Origin of the sequence: Mesonia sediminis (genome assembly GCF_042684705.1) — a bacterium.
Lineage (GTDB): Bacteria > Bacteroidota > Bacteroidia > Flavobacteriales > Flavobacteriaceae > Mesonia > Mesonia sediminis.
Map to the genome: position 1 here is coordinate 20,392 of NZ_JBHULZ010000004.1, position 21,656 is coordinate 42,047.

Sequence of the window (21,656 nt, forward strand, 5' to 3'; positions counted from 1 at the left end):
ATGTATAGCTAATAAAAAAGCGGGAGTCCAATGAGTCCCGCTTTTTAGATTTCTGTTAAAATTAGTATTCTTATTTTTTAACAAGCTTTAACATGACAGATTGTCCGTTAATCGACACTCGCATAAAATAAGGCCCGCTAGCCAAATTAGAAACCTCTAGTTTACTTTGTTGAGCATTTACCGATTGAGTCATCACTTTCTGACCTAAAAGGTTGTATATCTCAATAGTTTCAATTGGATTACTATGATTTACCTGAATGAAATCTTCCATTGGGTTAGGATAATAAGACAAATCTACCAATAAAGGATTCGCTGTACTCAATTCAGAATGAACGGTAATTTCAACCAAACCACTTTCACATTGATCGGCAGGTGTCTGACTTACATAGTACTTACCTTGATCAACCAGAACTTCTGCAGCAGGGTTAGTAATTTCATTAGCGCCAAAAGCATCATAGTACCATTTTAGGTTATCTCCCACTACGGTTAAATCCATAACCGTTTCTCCTGCTACAAACGACTGGTTGGTTTGAGCTGTTGGCAGACTAGAGTTAGGCAATATACTTACCATCACTTCTAATCTAGCCGTACTTTCACAAGCATCAACTGTTTGTGTTGCGTAATAAGTAGAACCATCTACTAAAGGCATTGCGTTATCTAATGGTGTAGTGTTCGTATTGCTATCATACCACTGCAGATTAACCCCGCTAGCTTGCAAATCACCTACACGAGCTCCCTCACAAAATTGTTGAGTTGCGTTTCCTGTTGGAACAGCAGTTGGCTGATTATTTACATCAATGGTTACACTTTGCCTAGGTGACTCACATAATACTTGCCCAATCATTACGGCGTAATCGTGTGTTTCTCCAAAAGAACCCTGCGGATCACAAGAATCTGTTGGCAAGCTAGCATATCTATCCATTACGCGCATTCTGGTTAATCCGCTAGGAGTATTCGCAGGCAAGGTAATACTACCAGTAGTATTGTTAGATCCTGAACTTGAGGTAAATAAAAGTTCTGTTGAATCGTCAAATACACCGTCTTTGTTTAGATCAATCCAAATTTTCACATAATTACTTGAGAAATTATGCGTGATACTAAATGGATAATTTCCACCAGGAACCATTGCCCCAATTAAATTAGGATCGCTTGTAAAATCACCATAACCATTGGCTGAACAACCACTTGACAAATGAACGATATTAGCAGAAGCCATATCAAAATCATCTATATCATCACCGGCACCACAATTTTTATTAGGTGGAATACAATACGTCACGCCTGCACTTCCAGAACCTCCTTCAATGTAAACTTCTGCCGCATAAAAAGTGGTAGTTGTTGTAACATTAGCAGCAAAATTTGCTCCTACATTAACCACATTACCTCCAGTTGGAGCATCATACCAATATACATCGGTTCCTAAACCACTAGATTGTCCAACTAAATCTACTACACCGCCTGGCGCACATACTTTTGTTGAACCAGAAATAGTTACACCCATAGCGTTACAATCAAATTCTTCGGGGGTAACCGCTAATAAAGCTCCTTCACAACCTAAAACAGTTTGCGAAACATAATAGGTTACTCCGTCAACCATTGCTGTAGTATCTGCAATTGGCATTGTTCCAGCCGCATCACTATACCAGTTAAATGAAGTTGCATATTGAGAACCATCTATCTCTAAATCGGCTAAGGTATCACCTGCCGTAAAGAAAGGAGATGCCTCATCTGTAGTTGGGGCTGCAATATTATTACAATCAACACCATTGATATTCAAAGTATAGTTTGTACTTCCGTTTTTAGAACTGATTACAATAAAAATTTGTTCACCTGCATTTACATAGTAATCTTCGATAAGAATACTACTCGCCCCTTCATTAACATCTCCAGCCAAACAATTGGTTCCTACATCTCCACAGCTAGTATAAATAAACATACCCGTAAAGTTGTTGGTAATTCCTGTCAATTCAATATCTAGTATATCATCATTATTTGGGTCTGCCGTGTATTGATAAACAACATCATTCCCATTTAAGATATCAACACCTGGGCAGTTACTCCCTGCATCACCATTAAAATTATCGCCAAAAACACTAGTAGTATTGGTATCTGTATACGGCAAGTTGGTGTGATCTAGTGCAATATCACCAGACTGATTCACGGTTGCTATTACTTCTGTTCTAGGAGACTCACAAATAACCTCCCCTTCGATCACCTTCCAATTGTTAAAGTAATAATAGCTTGTAGAAGGACCGCCAAAGGCATATGCCCCAGTAATTGATCCTGTAGAACCAAGCGTATAAGGGTAGTTTACACCGCTAAAGCTATACATCATAGCCGGACCTGTTGCCAATAATCTATAGTTACCAGGCGTGGCCGCTGTGAAGTTTAAAGAAAGATCAACCGGCACAGGGTTTGAAGAAGACCCAGCAGGAATATTAATCACTTTTGATTGTAACACCGTACCGTTATCATCGGTTAACTCAACCGTAAGCGGACCTCCGCTACCAGAAGAATAAACACGGGTACTTAATATAGTTGTGAACTTATTAACAGTAAATGTAAGCCCTCTTGGAGTAGATGGTGTACTTGAAAAATCATTTGGAGTAACTTTACCTTGATCCTGATAAGTACCTCCCATAAGCATCACTTCTGAAGCCCAATAAGATGTAGTTGCAGTTAACTCATCTGTAGTAAACTGATTTCCTACGCCGACGATTTGCCCTCCAGTCGCAGCATCATACCAAAATACCTCAGAACCTGTTCCGCTCGGTGTAGCCGATAATTGCATTACACCCTTACAAGAAACAGTATCATCTGTAGTTGCCGTAATCGCTAAAGATGTACAATCAATTTCATCAACCGTTATTGGGGTTAAAGCACTTTCACAACCGTTAAACACTTGCGCTACATAATAGGTTATTCCATCAACCAAAGTAGTAGTATCGGCAATCGGATTATTTCCTTGAGGATCGCTATACCATGCAAGGGTGGCTGTATTTTTTGTGGTATCTACTTCTAAATCCGCTAAGGTGTCTCCCGCTACAAAATCTTGGAGTGGGTCTGCTACAGGACTAGCTAAACTAGCACAAGAGAAAGGTATAATATCTAAGGTATAACCTACGGTTGAAGTTAACCAACTTGACACTACAATAAAATAGTCTTGACCGGCTGTCATTTGAAAATCTTCGATTCCAAAATCATCGTCGCTCGGACCTGCAACAGCGCCAGCCACACAGTTAACGCCTAAATCGCCACAACTTTCGTATACAAAAACACCTGCATAGTAACCTGACAAATTAGACATTAAAATATCTACCAACTCGGTATTCGCTGCCGTATATTTATAAATTACATCATTTCCACTCAGGTAATTTTCAGAACCTGCCCCACAGTTTGCACCAGGAGTACCTTCAAATGGATCGCCATAGTTAGCGGTGTCATTACTATTGTTGTAAGGCAGTGCAGTAACGGCTAAATCACCAGCAGCAGAAACGTTTGCTGTTGCGGCTACACGAGGAGACTCACATTCTAAATCTGCGATAACAACTTGATAATCGTGTGTTTCTCCAAAAGAACCACCGGCATCACAAGCAGTTGCTCCGCTGCCGAACGAACCATATTTCCCCATTACACGCATCACTGTTGCCCCACCAACAGATGCAGGAATCGTAATGCTTCCATTTGTTGTACTTCCTCCGTTTGGAGAATCAAATAACATTTCTGACGGATCGAAGTTACCGTCCATATTTAAATCGATATATATTCTCAAATGATGATTTGAGAAGTTGTGCGTTGCACTAAAGTTATAGGTTGAACCAACTGATAAGGTACCTATTAAGCTAGAATCGTTTGTGAAATCGCCATAAGCACCCGTTGAGCAACCTGAACCTAAATGATTTATTCCAGCATCACTCATAATAAAGTCATCAATATCATCTGAAGAAGTACAACCTATACTGTAAGTAGGCGTACAATAGGTGGGTAAACTAGACCCTCCTGAACTCCCTCCAGAAAAAGCTACTTCCGAGGCATAATAAGTGGTGGTTTGTGTTAGGTACGGAGTAGTAAAACTAGAACCAGCACCAACAAGGTTACCGCCTACCGCTGCGTCATACCAAAAAATATCGCTACCGTTACCACTAGCCGTTGCTGTCAAAACGGTACTACCCGCACAGGTAATAGATCCATCTGTAGTTGAGCTAATCCCTAAATTCAATGGTCCGCAATCAATAGTTGTGGTTCCAGAAATAGGACCTACCCAGGCAGAATCACCATTGGCACCACAATTTGCACGTACATAAAAGTCATAAGTTGTACTATCTGTAAGTCCTGTTATGGTAGTATTTGGATTTGTGTTTACCACTACAGTCGTCCCGGCACCTTGAGTAAAACCAGGAGCCCCGTATTCTACTTCCCAAGAAGAAACCGTTCCGGTTTGACTCCAAGACAAATCTAAAGTTGTATTGGTTTTATTTGAAACCTGAATGTTATCAGGCGCTATACATGAAGGGGCTAATTGATAATTAACTGTAATCGTCCAAGTATTGTCATCTACTTTATTATACTGGGTATCACATTGAGAACCTCCCCAGGTTCTCCAAGCCTTCATTTCAAAAGTCAAAACATCACCTCCGTTATAAAAACCGTTTGCTATAGCGATATTGGTTCTATTATAATTTTGAGTCCCTGCCGAGGAACCTGAGCCATTAACAACCGCCTCTTCTATACCATTAATTGCTACTTGGGAGCGTTGCTCGCTCATCCAAGCACCAGAGGCAGCCGTCATATCGTAGGCGACATCAAATCCGGTAACCTCCCAAGGCCCTCCGGCAGGCATTGTAATATCTAGAGTCGTACTAGGCCCTGTACAACTAGCATCGTAACTGCCGTAAGAAGTAGGTATATCACCTAAGTTGTAAGTAGCAGAAACCGTAGACTGCGCAAAACCGCTGGCCACGCCCAATACCACTAGGCAGAATGTTAAAAAAAAGCTTAAGTAGTTTTTTTTCATAATTATTATTTTTGAATATGTTGATTAAATGGTTTACAAAAACTTAACAAATATATACTTTTTAGGTTTAAATCCTAATTATGTGATAGCTTTTTAAAGCAAATAGATAGAATTTAATTTTCGTAAATAAATCTTAAAAAATTATATTTCTGCAATAGACTCGGGTATTTTCCTATCTTTGTCCTCGTTAAACAGGGAAAGATTTGACTGATTGCAACCCTTAAAAAATGCTAAAGCAGAAATTCTACTTTAGTGGCGTGGCTCAAATCTTTCTAAATTATTTAAAACATGCCTTACTTATTTACCTCTGAAAGTGTTTCTGAAGGACATCCCGATAAGATAGCCGATCAAATCAGTGATACATTACTTGACAATTTTTTAGCTTTTGATAAATCTTCAAAAGTTGCCTGCGAAACCATGGTAACTACGGGTCAAGTAGTTTTGGCGGGTGAAGTAAAATCAGACACCTATATAGATGTACAGCAAATTGCGCGAGAAGTGATAAATGATATAGGATATACTAAAGGGGAATATCGCTTTAGCGGAGATTCTTGCGGAGTCATCTCCTTAATTCATGAACAATCACCCGATATTAATCAAGGAGTAGATCGAGCTACTCAAGAGGAACAAGGAGCAGGAGACCAAGGAATGATGTTTGGATATGCTACCAATGAGACTGAAAACTATATGCCGCTGGCATTAGACATCTCACACAAACTGCTTATTGAGTTGGCCAAAATTAGGCGAGAAGGCAAAGAAATGACCTATCTTAGACCCGATTCAAAAAGTCAGGTTACCATTGAATATAGCGACGAAAACGTACCTCAAAAAATTGTAGCTATTGTTTTGTCTACCCAGCACGATGAGTTTGATGAAAATGAGGCTGACATGTTGGCTACGATTAAAAAAGACATTCAAGAAATTTTAATTCCGCGCATAAAAAATCAACTTCCTGAAAAGCTTCAAGATTTATTTACAGATGATATTATTTACCACATTAATCCTACAGGAAAATTTGTGATTGGTGGGCCGCACGGAGATGCAGGATTAACCGGCAGAAAGATTATTGTTGACACCTACGGCGGAAAAGGCGCCCACGGTGGTGGTGCCTTCTCGGGTAAAGATCCTAGCAAGGTAGATCGAAGCGCCGCATATGCCGCCAGACATATTGCTAAAAATTTAGTTGCCGCAGGTGTTGCCGATGAAATTTTAGTACAAGTATCTTATGCTATTGGTGTGGCAGAACCTACTTCTATTTTTGTAGATACCTATAAGAGTAGCCATTTGAACATTTCGGATGGGGAAATTGCAAAAAAAGTAGCTCAGATTTTTGATATGCGCCCTGCTGCTATAGAAAAACGACTTGCTCTGCGCAATCCTATTTATAGAGAAACCTCGGCATACGGCCATATGGGTAAGACCCCAAGAACGGTAACAAAAATTTTTGAAAGCCCTTATTCTGGCGTGGTAAAACACGAAGTTGAACTCTTTACTTGGGAAAAATTAGATTATGTTGATAAAATTAAAGAGGTTTTTGAAATATAGGACACATTTGAGATATCACCAACCGCCCTTCTAAATACCATATAGAAGGGCATTTTTTTTGATCATTTAAATCAGTAGTTGCTTTGACCTAAATTACCGATAAGCTTGATAGGGATAATTCTATTTTTTACTAGCCGGAGTATCCCCATAGAAGTTTCGGTTTTGCATTTAAAAAATTCAAACCGAGGCTGTTCTATTGCGGTACATATTTCACACCTATCCTATTTGATTTTATTGCCCTTAATACCCTAGGCTTTTGGTAAACTTTATAGCATAAGCCTATCAACTTCTTCTCAAAGCTAGTCTTTAGTCAACCTGTACCTACTCTAACTCTATATTGCATTTACAGCAGATCTACTTTAATCCACTTTTTAGTGGACTCACTGTGGACTCACCGTGGACTCAGTGTGGACTCACTATACATAAGACAGGGATTTAGTATGGAATAAAAAGGTATCATGTAAACCCGAAGAATGCTTTAGAAGAGATACATCCACACTGATAAATAACCCCTACGCTACCATTCAATGAAAAATAGGCGAAAGTTATACAATCCTGCTCAGGACCCTTTTTTTCTTAATTCGGAATTTCAATTTAATACTTATAAATAAAACTTAGCTTTTCAATGTTCTAAGAAGAGTTTATTCTAAAATCATATGACATTTTCAATTTTCACAAAACACTTGAGAAAAATTCTAGTTCATTTCTATTTAAATAACGCCAAATACATCTCAATTTTGTTGCTTGATTTTTTTTTGTTTTCTTGCATTAAAATTTAACTGGCCGTTATGAGCGATTTACTTGGTTTTGGATTATTAGCATTTACTTCTTTCTTCACTTTGATTAATCCTATAGGGACTATGCCTGTTTTTATGAGTATGACCTCTGAGCTAGATGCAGAGCACCGCAATAAGACGGCGAGAAAAGCAACCATTGCCGCTTTTTTAACAATTGTGGCTTTTGCTTTTTCAGGACAACTTCTTTTTCAATTTTTCGGTATATCGGTAAATAGTTTTCGATTGGTGGGAGGGGTTATTTTCTTTCTTATGGGTATGGACATGCTTCAAGCAAGATTAGCCAGTGTAAAAGTAAAGACCAAATCAGAAAAGAAAAGCTATGTAGAAGATATTTCAATTACCCCACTGGCAATACCCATGATTTCTGGACCAGGATCAATTACCAATGCTATTATAATGATGGAAGACGCTAAAACCATTCAGTCTAAAATAGCCTTAATAGGAGCTATATTCTTGGTTTTATTACTCACCTATTTAATATTGCTTAGTTCTTCTAAAATTTTAAAAATTCTAGGCAATACCGGAAAAAATGTCTTGATGCGTTTAATGGGATTAATAGTAATGGTTATTGCAGTAGAATTTTTCTTTAGCGGATTAAAACCCATATTAATAGATATTCTCAATAGTTCGAATTTATAGATTTTTTCAGCTTTTAAGCGTTAATTGCTACTTAGTAACTATAAGTTTATATAAAAAGGTGGATCCGATATCAACTAAACCACTACATATTAGCGGTAGCTCACGCTTAACTTACTATTTATAAGTAGAAATATTTACCTCTCAATCATTTGACACCTTAATAAAAGAGATTGCTACTACTCTAATAAAAGCAAACACCTATAATAAATCCGAAAAGGAAATTTTAGACTCAGCTATACGTGAAAATGTAATTAAAAAGGTCAACACTTTAAGAAATTTAAATCCAGTTTTAAAAAATCAATATAAAAATGACGAAATAAAAAAATTGGCTCGATTTATGATATAGAAATTGAAAAGGTTGGCTTTATTAAGTAGATTATTAAAATCTATCTAAACATAAATATTAGTGTTAATTTACTGTCCCGCGTTAAAGCGATATAAAATTATGGTTTTATATTCTTGTTTTATTTGCCATTAGCCAAAATGTTATTCAACAAGTTAAGCTAGTGGGACAGTTTTTTTTTACTTTTCGTTCAATTTTATTTTTTTGAGTTGTATACGCTTTCGCGGAAGATCTATCTCGAGTACTTTCACCAATATTTGTTCATGTAAGTGTACATATTCATTTACATCACTTACAAATTCATCGGCTAGGTTAGACACGTGAATCAAGCCACTTTCCTTTATTCCTATCGATACAAAACAACCAAAATTGGTAATATTATTTACTATTCCAGGTAAACGCATACCTACTTCTAAATCGGCAATGGTTTTTATATTCTGATTAAAGCTAAAAGCCTTAGCTTTTTCTCTTATATCTCTGCCCGGTTTTCTCATCTCTTCTCTTATGTCTTCGAGGGTTGGTAAACCAAACTTTGTTGTACAATATCGCTCTAAATCAATACTGTTTAATAAAGCATCATTACCTATGAAATCAACCACCTCAACCCCTTCTTCTTGCGCTATTTTTTTTACCAATTCATATTGCTCTGGGTGTACAGCAGAATCATCTAACGGATTTTCACTTTGCTTCACTCGTAAAAAACCAGCCGCCTGTTGATAAACCTTTGCTCCTAATCGCGGAACTTTTTTAAGGTCTGCTCTTTTGGCAAATGCACCATGCTCCTGCCTAAATGCCACAATATTATCGGCTAGTTTTTCGCCAATACCCGATACATGTTGCAATAAAGACTTACTCGCCGAATTTAAATTAACTCCAACCGTGTTCACGCAGTGCTCTACCACTCTATCTAAACTGCGCTGCAATTCAATTTGATTTACATCGTGTTGATATTGGCCCACACCAATTGATTTAGGATCAATTTTAACCAGTTCGGCCAAGGGGTCTTGTAGTCTTCTCCCTATGGATATTGCTCCTCTAACCGTAATATCATAATTAGGAAATTCTTCTCTAGCAATCGATGAAGCCGAATAAATGGAAGCACCCGCCTCGCTCACCACAAAAACTTCTATAGGATGTTTAAACTGTATGCGCTTAACCAAAGCTTCGGTTTCTCGCGATGCAGTCCCATCGCCAATGGCAATTGCCTCAATTTTATAAGCCTCGCATAAAGTACTTATCTTCTTGATACTTTCTTTGTGTTGTTTTTGTGGCGGATGCGGAAAAATAGTTTCATTATGCATTAAATCGCCTTGTTCATCTATACAAACCAGTTTACAACCTGTTCTAAAACCAGGATCTAGCGCCAAAACTCTTTTTTGCCCCAGTGGCGCACCCAATAACAACTGTTTTAAATTTTTAGCAAAAACACTTATAGCGGTAGCATCTGCTCTTTGCTTAGCTTCTTGAAAAATTTCTTTACTCAAGCTAGGATACATCAAACGTTTATAAGCGTCTTTAATAACATCTTTTAAAAAAGAGGCAATTACTCCTTGTGTTTTTATCAATTTACTTTCAAACTTCGCCAACAAAGCTTGTTCGTCTATCACCAGTTTTATTCGTATAACACCAGCCTGTTCGGCTCTTGAAATCGCCAAAAATCGATGCGATGGCAGGTTTTTCAATCGCTCTTCCCAATCAAAATAATCCTTATACTTTTGAGCGTTTTCCTCCTCCTTTTTACTGGAAATTACTCGTGCCTTTAAAAAACTAAATTCTTGCAATTGAAAACGCAAATAATTCCGTAAATCAATTCGTTCAGCTATCCACTCGGCAATGATAAACCCTGCCCCAGTAAGCGCGTCCTGACTCGTCTTTACTCGGCTCGAACAGTAAGACTTACTTAAATCACCTAGGTCTGTATGTTTTTGTACCATAATTTGTTTGGCCAGTGGTTCAAGTCCTAAAGCCTTTGCTTCATCGGCTTTGGTTTTTCGCTTTTTCTTATAAGGCAAATACAAATCTTCTAGCCTTGTTAAGTCTTGAGCCTCTTTTATTTGCTTTTTTAAGTCTGTCGTTAGCACCCCATCCGCCTCTAAGCGATTTAAAATAGATTCTCGTCGCTTTTCTAGTGCCAAATAGTCTTCTTGTGCTTTACGGATTTGCTCTAGGTCAACTTCATCTAATTGCTGGGTAAATTCTTTTCTGTACCGAGCGATAAAAGGTATGGTGGCATCTTCAGAAAAAAGTTGTAATGCCTTCTCTATACGAAGACTTCCTAGCTTGGTGTGCTGTTCTATATATTGGATTACTTGCATAAAAGCGAATGTAGTAAATTAAAAGCATTCTTATTTATTTAAAAAAAACGCACTTATCAAATTCTTTTTAATTCGCAATTCTTTAACAGCGAGAGAAAAATTATTTCAATAATTTTAAACTAACTATAAATTAAACGCTATGACCTTCTTTCAAAAAATAAAACAAACGATTAATCTTTTAAAAGAGGTCGATTTAGATCAATTAACTCAAATTAACGAGAAAATCGATTTAAAGCAAACCCTAGCAACTTTAGAAAAGTTAGATGACCGGCAAATAAAAAATATGCTCAAGTTGTTGCATCATCAAGGTAAACGCGGGCAGCATCAATTACCACCTATCGATGGAGATTTTTATAATTTAGATCTCAAACTAACCGATACTCAACGCAATTTACAACTGCGAGTACGACAATTTATGGAAAAAGAAGTACGCCCCATTGCCAACGATTATTGGAACAAAGCAAAATTTCCTTTTGGCATCATTCCTAAATTAGGCGAATTGAATATTGCCGGAATCGCTTACGAAGGCTACGGTTGCGCGGCTATGCCTTTTTTAATGGAGGGAATTATCGCCCAAGAAATTGCTCGGGTAGATGTTTCTATTTCTACTTTTTTTGGTGTACATAGCGGATTGGCTATGGGCTCAATATACCTTTGCGGAAGCGAGGCTCAAAAACAAGAATGGTTGCCTAAAATGCAAAAATTAAAAACGATTGGAGCTTTTGGTTTAACCGAACCAAATGTAGGTTCGGCCGTTTCGCAAGGAATGGAAACCACCTGCCGTTTTGATGGTGAGCACTGGATTTTAAACGGTCAAAAAAAATGGATTGGTAATGCCACTTTTGCCGATGTTATTGTAATCTGGGCCAAAGACATCGACTCAAAGCAGGTGAAAGGATTTTTGGTACGTAAAGAAAACCCTGGCTTTAAAGCCGAAAAGATGGAAGATAAAATGGCTTTGCGTATCGTTCAAAATGCCTTGATCACCTTAACCGATTGCAAGATTCCAGAGACCGATCGTTTGCAAAAAGCTAACTCTTTTGCAGACACTGCCAAAGTCTTAAAAATGACTCGAGCGGGCGTGGCTTGGCAAGCAGTTGGTTGTGCGCGAGGGGCTTATGAAAGTGCCTTAAAGTATACTAAAAAACGTGAGCAATTTAGTAAACCTATAGCCAGTTTTCAACTCGTTCAAAATCATTTGGTAGAAATGCTATCTAATTTAACCGCTATGCAAACCATGGTTTTTCGTTTGTCTGAATTACAAGACGAAGGGATTTTAACCGATGAGCATGCCTCACTGGCTAAGGTGTTTTGCAGTTTGCGCACCCGTGATGTGGTAAGCCGAGCACGAGAAGTGCTAGGTGGCAATGGCATCTTGCTCGAGCATGATGTGGCACGCTTTGTTGCCGATGCCGAGGCAATTTATAGCTATGAAGGAACCAAGGAAATCAATACATTAATCGTTGGTAGGGCCATAACAGGCTATAGTGCGTTTGTTTAATCCATAAAAAACACCTTAAAATGAATAACAAGATTGTTATCATCGCTCCTGATAGAAGTTTAGACCAATGGGTTCAAGCCTTAAAGGATGAAAATAAGAATTTGACCATAGAAATTTATCCAGATGATACCCAACGAGAAGAAACCGAATTTATCTTAACCTGGCGGCCTCCAGCGGGAGTTTTTGACCAATACCCTAATTTAAAAGTAATCGCCTCTATGGGGGCGGGTGTACATCATATTTTTGCTCAAAACACCATAAAAAAGCATATACAAGTCACAAAAATTGAACACCCGCGTTTGGCAACCGATTTGAGTCAGTTTGTGCTATCGATTTGCTTGATGCACATTCGTGATTTATATGCCTATTTTAAACTTCAACAAAAAAAGAAATGGAAACCTATTGCTTACAAACGCCCTAATGATACTGTTGTAGGTATATTAGGTTTTGGTCAAATTGGTCAATCGGTTGGTGAACTTTTGATTAAAAATAATTTTCAGGTTTTAGGCTACTCTTCTAGCTCAAAAACACACGAGAATATTACCACGTATCATTCTGAACAACAACTGCCTCAATTTTTGCAGTCTTGTGACATCTTAGTCTGTCTTCTACCCTTAACATCTAAAACCCGTGGTATTCTTAATAAAACGCTTTTTGATCAGCTTAAGCCTGGTTGTTATTTAATAAATGTAGGACGTGGTGCACATTTGGAAGAGGACGACTTGCTAGAGGCTTTACAAAACGGACAGTTAAGTGGGGCTAGCCTTGATGTATTTACAGAGGAGCCTTTACCTCAGGATCATGCTTTTTGGGATCACAAACGCATTCAAATTACACCGCATATGGCTAGTGCTACCGATCCGTTTGTAGTAAGTGAACAAATTATAGCTAATTTAGAACGGTTGCAACAAGGTAAAGCAATGAAAAACCGAATTGATCAAAAGCGAGAATATTAGCTATAATGTTTTAACTTTATAAAACATCATAAAGAAAAGGCTTTATGTATTTAACCATCACCTTTATTATAATAGGCATAGGTATCTTTCTTTTTGTGAAAGACTATTTTAGTATAGACACCACTTCTATACTCATAATGTCTTTGTTTATTGTTTCTGGTGTATTAAATCCTGAAGAAGGTTTTGCCGGTTTTAATCATCCCGCCACTATAACCTTAGGCTGTATGTTTGTGCTTAGTGCTGCCGTGTTTAAATCGGGTATTATTAATGGCTTAAGCTCAAGAATTGTAAAAATAGCGCGGGTAAACTACGTATTGGCTTTAATTGTTTTTTGTCTTACGGCTGCTGTTTTTTCTGCCTTTATTAATGATACGGCCGTGGTCGCTATGCTTATTCCTATGGCGCTAATGGTATCACGAGAAACCGGTATTGCGCCTTCGCGTTTGCTTATTCCTATTTCCTTTTCGGCTCTGTTTGGAGGCACTTGTACGCTAATAGGTACATCAACCAATATTTTGGTTAGTAGTTATGCTCAAGAACTAGGCAGTACTGGCTTTGAGATGTTTGAATTTTCACTTGCGGCTTTAGGAATTACTGCAACTGGCCTCATTTATATTTTTATTGTAGCTCCCTTGATTTTACCCAAGCGCATTAAAAAATCTGAAACTCTACAACATGAAGCCGAAGATTATATGGCAGAAATTGAAATTTTACCCAAAAACCCAGACATCAACAAGGCTATCGGTAAAACCTTTTTGATTAGTGATTTACAAGTGCAAATTTTAATGATAAAGCGAAATCATCTTCGGTTTTATGAGTTTAATGAAGAGACTATTTTACGAGAAGGAGACGTGCTCAAGGTACTTATGAATCCCAGCAAAATCAGTAAAATAAGAGAAAGCAAATACTATAAGTTTAGCGGTATAGGAGAAATTAGCGAAGACGATAGTGAAAAGCGCATCTTTGAGGTTATGATCCCTCACGGATCTTCGCTTTCTGGAAAAACTCTGGCGCAAACCAAATTTAGAAACAACTATTATGCTTCGGTTTTAGCTATTAGGCAACGCAAAGAGACCATTACAAAAAACGTAGCTAATGTTTCTCTAAAAGAGGGAGATATGCTGCTTATTTATACAGCGCGCCATAATATACAAGCTTTAACACGCAACAAAATGCTTGTGGCTTTATCTGAATATGAAGACCGTAAAATAAACTACAAAAAGGCTATACCTGCAATTCTCATTTTAATGGGTGTAATTTTGGCCGCCGCTTTTAATATCACTTCAATACTCATAAGCGCCTTGGTAGGGAGTTTACTTATTGTAACCACCGCTATACTTAAACCCAACGAAGCTTATAAGGCAATAGAATGGAAAGTGATTTTTATGGTTGCTGGAGTTTTATCTATGGGTAAAGCTTTAGAAAAAACAGGTGGCTCAGAGCTAATATCTAACTTTCTTTTTGAGAATTTAGGCGGACTACCCCCACAAATAATGTTAAGTCTAATTTTCCTATTTACCTTTTTGGCAACCAATGTATTATCAAGTAAAGCAACTGCAGTTTTAATGACCCCTATCGTTATAGAGTTTGCTCAAATTTTACAAGTAAGCGAAAAACCCTTTCTAATTGCCGTAATGTTTGCCTGCTCACTTACTTTTATGACACCTGTAAGTTACCCAACCAACACCATGGTTTACGCACCAGGAAATTATAAATTTACCGATTATTTGAAAATAGGCACCCCACTTAATTTTGTTGTCTGGATTGCTGCTTCTATTATCATACCTTTGTTCTTTCCCTTTTAAAGTCTGACTATCATGAAAAAGCGATTAAAATTACATAACCCGTTTAAACCTCGCATTACCGATGAAAAAAACTTGCGCGAACATTTGGCGCTTGAAAGAACCAAACTTGCCAATGAGCGCACCTTGTTATCTTATATCAGAGCCTCATTGTACCTATTGTTAGGTGGCATAGCCCTACTACAAGTAAAAGAATACACCAACTTAAAAATCATTGGGTATATCGCACTATTTATTTGCGTGGTTTTCTTATTGATTGGTATTGGCCGTTATATATCTTTAGAACGCCGCCTCAACGATTTACTTTTACCCGATGAAGACGATATAGAAAAGCCAGATTGATGCAAACTTTCACCCACTACTTTTTACATTTTGGCTTTATTTTTCTCATCGCTTATTTAATAGATAAGAATAATATTAAGCAAGTTTATTTAATATTATTAGCTAGTATGTTAGTCGATTTAGACCATCTGCTAGCCGATCCTATATTTGATCCAAAGCGTTGCAGTATTAATTTCCACCTGCTGCATACTTATTGGGCATGGGCATTGTACTTGTTAGTAGCCTTTTTAGCGAAAAATAAAATGATAAAAACTTTTGCAATTGGATTAAGCTTTCATCTTTTTACAGATGCTATCGACTGTTTATGGAGCTATAATTGGGATTTTAAAGTACTTTTGTAAGATGAAATTGATTTTATTTTTCTTTGTACTAAGCATTAATTTACTTCATGCACAAAAACAAGAAAGCACTTTATTAAGTCCGCTTAAAGCGGATAAATTTGTGGGAGTAGATGCATTTGATCGGTATTATTTTATAAAAGACCAAGTTTTTTATAAAAAAAGCCCAAATGACTTAAAACAGTACATTAATTTGAATTTGGGAGATTTAAGCCATGTAGATATTAGCAATCCGCTACGCATTAGCTTATTTTATCAAGACTTCAACACGGTGGTTATATTAGACAATCAATTGAATCCCATAACACAAATCAATTTTAACAACTTATCGCCTTTACGGATTTTAAATGCGGCTTACACCGCTCAAAACAATAGTTTATGGCTGGTAAATACTGAACAAGGTATTCTTGATTTTTTTAATTACCCCCAGCAAAAAACCTTGCACCAGTCGCCTCCTATTTTATCAAACCAAGCGCTTTATACGGCAAATTTAACGCACTTTTTTGAGGCCCAAGAAGATAAAATTCGGGTTTTAAATGTCTATGGAAACATCACCCAAGAATTTTATTTTAAAGGTACTGAGCAACTTATGGCTACAGCCAATTATTTGTATACATATGCAAAAGGTAATTTTTATCGTTTAAACTTAAAAACTAAGGAGGTTTTAGAACTTGATCTTTATGAAAATGACGTTAAAGATTTTTATGTGAGTAAGGAAAACCTTTATATTTACAAGCAAAACAAACTAATTTATTACCAAATAAACACAGACTAATCTATGCACGTAGCCATAGCCGGAAATATAGGCGCGGGAAAAACAACCCTAACCAGACTCTTAGCCAAACACTTTAATTGGGAAGCGCAATTTGAAGATGTATTAGAAAATCCGTATTTAGAAGATTTTTACAATCAAATGGAGCGCTGGTCATTTAATTTACAGGTTTATTTCTTGAACTCGCGGTTCAGACAAATTTTAGATATCCGCAAAAGCGGAAAAGACATTATTCAAGATCGAACCATCTATGAAGATGCCTTTATTTTTGCTCCCAACTTACACGCAATGGGACTTATGACCAATCGTGATTTCAACAATTATAGTTCGTTATTTAACTTGATGGAACGCGTTACTGAGGCACCAGATCTTTTGATTTATTTGCGTAGCAGTATACCCAATCTTGTTGCTCAAATTCATAAACGCGGAAGAGATTATGAAAGCAGCATTTCTATTGATTATTTGAGCCGACTTAATGAACGTTATGAAGCTTGGATTGCGACTTACGACAAAGGCAATTTATTGATTATTGATGTAGATAACATTAACTTTGTAGACAACCCTGAAGATCTTGGAGAAATTATTAATAAAATAGATGCCGAAATCAACGGTCTCTTTTAAATAACAGCCCTATGGAATCAACAAAATTAAAAAGACCTAAGCACAAAGGATCACCTAAATTATTTAAAAATCCTATTTTAGAAAAATTAACGCACACCCATATTTCTTTGCCCTTGATTATCTTTTCGGTAATTTCTGCGGCTCTTATCTATTATGGAATTGTAGAAAAAGGATTTGAAACCCCTACAATGGTTTTATTGTTCTTTGCAGGATTATTCTTTTTTACTTTTATTGAGTATATCATGCACCGATACTTATATCATATTCCTGCTACAAGCGAACGAAAGAAGAAAATTAGTTATACCATGCACGGGGTACATCACGATTACCCAAAAGACAAGTCTAGGTTGGCCATGCCACCGGTTTTAAGCCTGATTATCGCCACAGTACTCTTTATTGTGTACCGCGTGTTTTTAGGTGAATTTGTTTTTGGCTTTCTAGCTGGTTTTTTAATGGGCTATGCTGCATATCTAGCGGTACATTATTCGGTTCATGCTTTTAAGGTACCCAATAACTTTTTAAAGGTTTTATGGCACCATCACAGCATTCATCACTACCGTGAACCAGACCGAGCTTTCGGAGTGTCTTCCACCCTTTGGGATCATATTTTTGGCACTATGCCCAGAAAGGATATTAAAGCTAAAAGAAAACAAAAAACCAATGTTTATATAGACCCAGAAACAACCTAAATTAATTGATAAATTACCTTATAGGGCTTAATTTTATTGAATTAAGCCCATTTTTTTTGCCGCAATGATAGCTTCTTCTCCATTTGAGAAAAAGACCACAGGAGTGGATTTAAATTTACTTACAATGCGACTGGCGAGCCTCATTTTAGATTTACTTTTTACTCGCCTTAAAAATATAGCTTTAATTCTGCTAGGATGCATTTGAGCTATTTCTGTATAAATACTAGGATCATGCTCACCGCTGTCGCCTATGAGTACAAAAGACTTGTCTGAGAAAATATTTAAAATTTGTAAAATTTCTTTTTGTTTATGCGGTTTTTCCCGGTTAAACATTTGCTGCCAAAGGTTAGGAAAATCCCGTAATAGCAATACCCCTCTAGGGAAATTATGAATGCGTAAAAAAGCGTGTAAGTAACTAAATAAATTAAAAGGACTATTGCTTAAATAAAAAAATGGCCGATCTACCCCTTTAGATTGGTTTTGTAATGCTTGATAAAATTGACTCGCATAGTCAATAGGAACTCTTTCTTCTGCTAGGGTGAAAATAGAATTTTTAATTAGCTCCCATTTAAAAAAGGAATTCACCCCCGTATGAATAAGTGTGTCGTCTATATCACTAATAATTCCATAATCAAAATTAGAATTAGGCTGTAAAAACCAACATTTCTTCTCTTGGGCAAGTTTTTGATACACGCATTGTATTCTATAGGGCAGCCATTTTGTTTGGGTTTCATCTATTGTCTCACACGGCACATGCACGTCAAAAAAATAGTAACCTTCGCTATTGGTTAAACAACAAGCTACAGGTTTCCCATTATACCAAAGCGTTACTTGAACATTTTCAATTTCATAGGTATTAAAATTGGCAAAACTAGCCCGCCAAGCAGAAGGTGAAATATCTGTTTTACTATTTCTTGGTTTATGATTTAACACTCTTCCCGCCACCCTTAAGCCATCCGCGGAAGCATAACCTGAAAACGACTGAATATACAAGTGATCGACTTGTTTAGACAACCGAAGAAATTTAAGAAGTTGTTTCAAAGTAATATATTTTAAAACGCAAATTGCCGCCTAATTGGATTTTGTTTTTACCAAAATAATATTTTCATTTTGATTGTTCAAGTTTTTGTCTAATTGAGCCTTACGCGGCTCTTCATGCTGTACTTCGGCAATTAGAGGTGCCATAACTAAGCCTACAAGACATGTAAGTTTAATAAGAATGTTCATACTAGGGCCAGAAGTATCTTTAAAAGGATCGCCTACCGTGTCTCCTGTCACGGCCGCTTTATGTGCATCGCTACCTTTAAACATTCTTTTACCATCGATAAGCACACCTGCCTCAAAAGATTTTTTAGCATTATCCCATGCTCCACCAGCATTATTCTGAAAAATAGCCCACATTACTCCCGAAACACAAACCCCTGCCATATACCCACCAAGCGGTTCTGCTCCCAGCCATAAACCAATTAGTATAGGAGTTATGAGTGTTAATACCCCTGGTAAAATCATTTCTTTTAGAGCCGCTTGCGTAGATATAGCGACGCATTTTGCGTGTTCGGGTTCAGCTGTACCTTCTAAAATTCCTGGTATTTCTCTAAACTGTCTTCTCACCTCTTTTACCATCTGCATGGCCGCTTTCCCTACCGACTCCATAGCTAGTGCCGAAAAAACTACAGGCACCATACCGCCTACAAACAAAGTGGCTAAAACATCTGCTTTAAAAATATTAATACCCTGAATACCTGTAAAGGTGACATATGCCGCAAAAAGTGCCAAGGCAGTTAAGGCAGCCGAAGCAATTGCAAAACCTTTACCTACGGCAGCAGTTGTGTTTCCTACAGAGTCTAAAATATCTGTTCTTTCTCTTACTTGTGCAGGTAATTGACTCATTTCGGCAACTCCTCCAGCATTATCGGCAATGGGACCAAATGCATCGATTGCCAATTGCATAGCTGTTGTTGCCATCATAGCCGAAGCTGCCAAAGCAACACCATAGAATCCCGCAAGCGCATAAGAGCCGAAAATAGCTACCGCAAAAAGCAAAACGGAAGCAAAAGTAGATTTCATTCCTACAGCCAAACCGGCGATGATATTAGTGGCCGCTCCTGTGGCACTATTTTTCACGATACTCATAACTGGCTTTTTACCCAGGCTGGTATAATATGCCGTAACCACCGAGATAAGTGCTCCTACTGCCAGCCCAATTACTGCTGCCCAAAAAACATGCGTTGCAGGTATGCGTTGCATTCCCTTACCAAAAAACAACATTTCAAGCGTTTCGGGAAGCATCCAGTCTATCAAAAACCAAGTAGCAAGTAGCGTAATACCTATAGCTATCCAATTGCCACGATCTAAAGCGGCTTGAACTTGGGGTTCTTTAGCCTTATTCGTATTTATTCTTACTACAAAAGTTCCTAAAATTGTGGCGAGAATACCAACCCCTGCAATTAGTAGTGGTAGTAATATGGGACCCATATTACCAAAATCGTCTGTAAAGTTAGTAGAGATGTACATATCTCGAATCAAATAGTTACCCAATACCATAGCCGCTAAAACGGTAGCTACATAGCTACCAAATAAGTCGGCACCCATACCTGCCACATCTCCTACGTTATCGCCAACATTATCGGCAATTGTAGCTGGGTTTCTTGGGTCATCTTCGGGAATTCCAGCTTCAACTTTACCCACCAAGTCGGCACCTACATCTGCAGCTTTGGTATAAATACCACCGCCTACTCGTGCGAATAAGGCAATAGACTCGGCTCCCAAAGAAAATCCTGCTAGGGTTTCTAAAACAAGGGTCATATCGTAGTAAAAACTGCTTGTAGCTCCTAAAAATTGGTTGATAAAAAAAAGAAATAATAAACTTAGTCCCAAGACTGCTAAGCCTGCTACGCCTAATCCCATAACTGTCCCCCCATTAAACGAAATTTGTAAAGCTTTAGGCAGACTTGTTTTGGCTGCTTCGGCGGTTCTAGAATTGGCTTCTGTAGCTATACGCATTCCTATGTTTCCTGCTAATGCAGAAAAAAAAGCTCCTATAACAAAAGCAGGAACAATCATCCAATGAGTTGAACTTACTTGCGTGGAGACAAAAAATAAGGCCGCTGCGGCAATTATCACAAAAATTAATAGTAAACGGTACTCTGCGTGAAGAAAAGCCAAAGCACCTGCTTTAATGTTCTTAGAAATGCGCTGCATGCTTGCATCTCCTCGTGCTTGTTTCTTAACCCAAACGGCTTTAAATAGCATAAAAACAATACCTAAAACAGCACACAAAATAGGTAGATAAAAGACCAAAGATTTCATAAATTATTGATTTTTAATTTACTAAATCTAAGTTTTTCTTTTTAATAAATAACAAAAAAAGCAGCACTTTTTACAAAATGCTGCTTTTTTAATAATATAAATTATACTGTTATTTAATACTTACTTCGGCTGTTGGCACATCACTTTCTTTAAATCTTTCTACACATTTACGTACAATTTCTTTAGCTTCTTGGGCATCCCCCCAACCGCCTACATCAACTTTCTTCTCTTCTAAATCTTTATACACACGGAAGAAATGCTCAATCTCTTTGATTAAGTGAGGGTTTAATCCAGAAAGGTCATCTACTTTGTTTGCAATAGGATCGCTTACTGGTACACATATAATTTTTTCGTCGGGACCTTTTTCATCGGCCATATGAAATACACCAATAGGAGCAACTTCCATTACGCAGCCTGGAAAAGTAGGCTCGGTAACCAAAACTAAAACATCTAATGGATCTCCGTCTAATGCTAATGTTTCAGGAACAAAACCGTAATCTGCAGGATACATCATTGATGAAAATATCATTCTGTCATAACGAATTTTCTTTAACTCAAAATCGTATTCATATTTATTTCTGCTCCCTTTTGGGATTTCAATCAATACATCAAAGGTCATTTTTCGTTTATTTTAAAAATTAGATTTATTTCAAAAAATTCAAGATTGCAAATT

Annotated in this window: 15 protein-coding genes; 10 read left to right on the top strand and 5 right to left on the bottom strand. The window is 37.4% G+C overall.

The annotated features are described in order from the left end of the window. Positions 1 to 70: 70 nt before the first annotated feature. Positions 71 to 5,014: an Ig-like domain-containing protein gene (locus tag ACFSQ0_RS00500; RefSeq protein ID WP_379042601.1), complete on the bottom strand. Its 4,944-nt coding sequence runs from the start codon at positions 5,012 to 5,014 to the stop codon at positions 71 to 73. A 288-nt stretch (positions 5,015 to 5,302) separates the two neighbouring features. On the opposite strand from ACFSQ0_RS00500, the gene metK reads away from it, so the two are divergent. Further along, a complete protein-coding gene (gene metK / locus ACFSQ0_RS00505) occupies positions 5,303 to 6,559 on the top strand; it encodes a methionine adenosyltransferase (RefSeq protein ID WP_379042604.1) in 1,257 nt (418 codons plus the stop codon). A 788-nt stretch (positions 6,560 to 7,347) separates the two neighbouring features. After that, positions 7,348 to 7,995 carry a MarC family protein gene (locus tag ACFSQ0_RS00510; RefSeq protein ID WP_379042607.1) on the top strand — a complete coding sequence of 216 codons (648 nt, stop codon included), beginning with the start codon at positions 7,348 to 7,350 and terminating at the stop codon, positions 7,993 to 7,995. Between the two features lie 522 nt (positions 7,996 to 8,517). Here ACFSQ0_RS00510 and ACFSQ0_RS00515 read toward each other — a convergent pair. After that, on the bottom strand, positions 8,518 to 10,653 hold the full coding sequence (locus ACFSQ0_RS00515; protein ID WP_379042611.1) for a Tex family protein: 2,136 nt from the start codon (positions 10,651 to 10,653) through the stop codon (positions 8,518 to 8,520). A 139-nt stretch (positions 10,654 to 10,792) separates the two neighbouring features. On the opposite strand from ACFSQ0_RS00515, the gene ACFSQ0_RS00520 reads away from it, so the two are divergent. Genes ACFSQ0_RS00520 through ACFSQ0_RS00555 form a run of 8 tightly spaced genes read left to right on the top strand, consistent with a single transcriptional unit; the run spans position 10,793 to position 17,674 of the window. Then, complete coding sequence (locus ACFSQ0_RS00520) at positions 10,793 to 12,154, top strand: acyl-CoA dehydrogenase family protein (protein ID WP_379042614.1); 1,362 nt, start codon at positions 10,793 to 10,795, stop codon at positions 12,152 to 12,154. A 20-nt stretch (positions 12,155 to 12,174) separates the two neighbouring features. Then, positions 12,175 to 13,110 (top strand): 2-hydroxyacid dehydrogenase, encoded by a 936-nt coding sequence (locus tag ACFSQ0_RS00525; RefSeq protein WP_379042617.1) that lies wholly within the window; start codon positions 12,175 to 12,177, stop codon positions 13,108 to 13,110. 44 nt (positions 13,111 to 13,154) lie between these two features. Then, on the top strand, positions 13,155 to 14,915 hold the full coding sequence (locus ACFSQ0_RS00530; protein ID WP_379042620.1) for an SLC13 family permease: 1,761 nt from the start codon (positions 13,155 to 13,157) through the stop codon (positions 14,913 to 14,915). Between the two features lie 12 nt (positions 14,916 to 14,927). Further along, entirely contained in the window at positions 14,928 to 15,254 is a 327-nt protein-coding gene (locus tag ACFSQ0_RS00535) for a DUF202 domain-containing protein (protein WP_147861105.1), read from the top strand. Next, a complete protein-coding gene (locus ACFSQ0_RS00540; RefSeq protein ID WP_379042623.1) occupies positions 15,254 to 15,595 on the top strand; it encodes a DUF6122 family protein in 342 nt (113 codons plus the stop codon). The genes ACFSQ0_RS00535 and ACFSQ0_RS00540 overlap by 1 nt, the downstream gene beginning before the upstream one ends. A 1-nt stretch (position 15,596) precedes the next feature. Next, positions 15,597 to 16,367, top strand: coding sequence for a hypothetical protein (locus ACFSQ0_RS00545; protein WP_379042626.1), 771 nt, complete (start codon positions 15,597 to 15,599; stop codon positions 16,365 to 16,367). A 3-nt stretch (positions 16,368 to 16,370) separates the two neighbouring features. Then, positions 16,371 to 16,985, top strand: coding sequence for a deoxynucleoside kinase (locus tag ACFSQ0_RS00550; protein ID WP_379042629.1), 615 nt, complete (start codon positions 16,371 to 16,373; stop codon positions 16,983 to 16,985). Between the two features lie 11 nt (positions 16,986 to 16,996). Then, entirely contained in the window at positions 16,997 to 17,674 is a 678-nt protein-coding gene (locus ACFSQ0_RS00555) for a sterol desaturase family protein (protein ID WP_147861109.1), read from the top strand. Between the two features lie 33 nt (positions 17,675 to 17,707). Here ACFSQ0_RS00555 and ACFSQ0_RS00560 read toward each other — a convergent pair whose 3' ends face one another. The 3 genes from ACFSQ0_RS00560 to ACFSQ0_RS00570 form a co-directional block, all read right to left on the bottom strand. Continuing rightward, the gene (locus ACFSQ0_RS00560; RefSeq protein WP_379042632.1) at positions 17,708 to 18,715 is read right to left on the bottom strand and encodes a phosphatase domain-containing protein; all 1,008 of its coding nucleotides are present in this window, start codon (positions 18,713 to 18,715) and stop codon (positions 17,708 to 17,710) included. A 30-nt stretch (positions 18,716 to 18,745) separates the two neighbouring features. After that, positions 18,746 to 20,983, bottom strand: coding sequence for a sodium-translocating pyrophosphatase (locus ACFSQ0_RS00565; protein WP_379042635.1), 2,238 nt, complete (start codon positions 20,981 to 20,983; stop codon positions 18,746 to 18,748). A gap of 109 nt (positions 20,984 to 21,092) precedes the next feature. Beyond that, positions 21,093 to 21,602, bottom strand: coding sequence for an inorganic diphosphatase (locus tag ACFSQ0_RS00570; RefSeq protein WP_147861112.1), 510 nt, complete (start codon positions 21,600 to 21,602; stop codon positions 21,093 to 21,095). Positions 21,603 to 21,656 lie beyond the last annotated feature (54 nt).

Coding starts and splice junctions, on each gene's coding strand:
- ACFSQ0_RS00500 (WP_379042601.1), bottom strand. CDS start 5,014: ATGAAAAAAAACTACTTAAGCTTTTTTTTAACATTCTGCCTAGTGGTA.
- ACFSQ0_RS00570 (WP_147861112.1), bottom strand. CDS start 21,602: ATGACCTTTGATGTATTGATTGAAATCCCAAAAGGGAGCAGAAATAAA.
- ACFSQ0_RS00515 (WP_379042611.1), bottom strand. CDS start 10,653: ATGCAAGTAATCCAATATATAGAACAGCACACCAAGCTAGGAAGTCTT.
- ACFSQ0_RS00530 (WP_379042620.1), top strand. CDS start 13,155: ATGTATTTAACCATCACCTTTATTATAATAGGCATAGGTATCTTTCTT.
- metK (WP_379042604.1), top strand. CDS start 5,303: ATGCCTTACTTATTTACCTCTGAAAGTGTTTCTGAAGGACATCCCGAT.
- ACFSQ0_RS00535 (WP_147861105.1), top strand. CDS start 14,928: ATGAAAAAGCGATTAAAATTACATAACCCGTTTAAACCTCGCATTACC.
- ACFSQ0_RS00525 (WP_379042617.1), top strand. CDS start 12,175: ATGAATAACAAGATTGTTATCATCGCTCCTGATAGAAGTTTAGACCAA.
- ACFSQ0_RS00540 (WP_379042623.1), top strand. CDS start 15,254: ATGCAAACTTTCACCCACTACTTTTTACATTTTGGCTTTATTTTTCTC.
- ACFSQ0_RS00565 (WP_379042635.1), bottom strand. CDS start 20,983: ATGAAATCTTTGGTCTTTTATCTACCTATTTTGTGTGCTGTTTTAGGT.
- ACFSQ0_RS00510 (WP_379042607.1), top strand. CDS start 7,348: ATGAGCGATTTACTTGGTTTTGGATTATTAGCATTTACTTCTTTCTTC.
- ACFSQ0_RS00520 (WP_379042614.1), top strand. CDS start 10,793: ATGACCTTCTTTCAAAAAATAAAACAAACGATTAATCTTTTAAAAGAG.
- ACFSQ0_RS00550 (WP_379042629.1), top strand. CDS start 16,371: ATGCACGTAGCCATAGCCGGAAATATAGGCGCGGGAAAAACAACCCTA.
- ACFSQ0_RS00545 (WP_379042626.1), top strand. CDS start 15,597: ATGAAATTGATTTTATTTTTCTTTGTACTAAGCATTAATTTACTTCAT.
- ACFSQ0_RS00555 (WP_147861109.1), top strand. CDS start 16,997: ATGGAATCAACAAAATTAAAAAGACCTAAGCACAAAGGATCACCTAAA.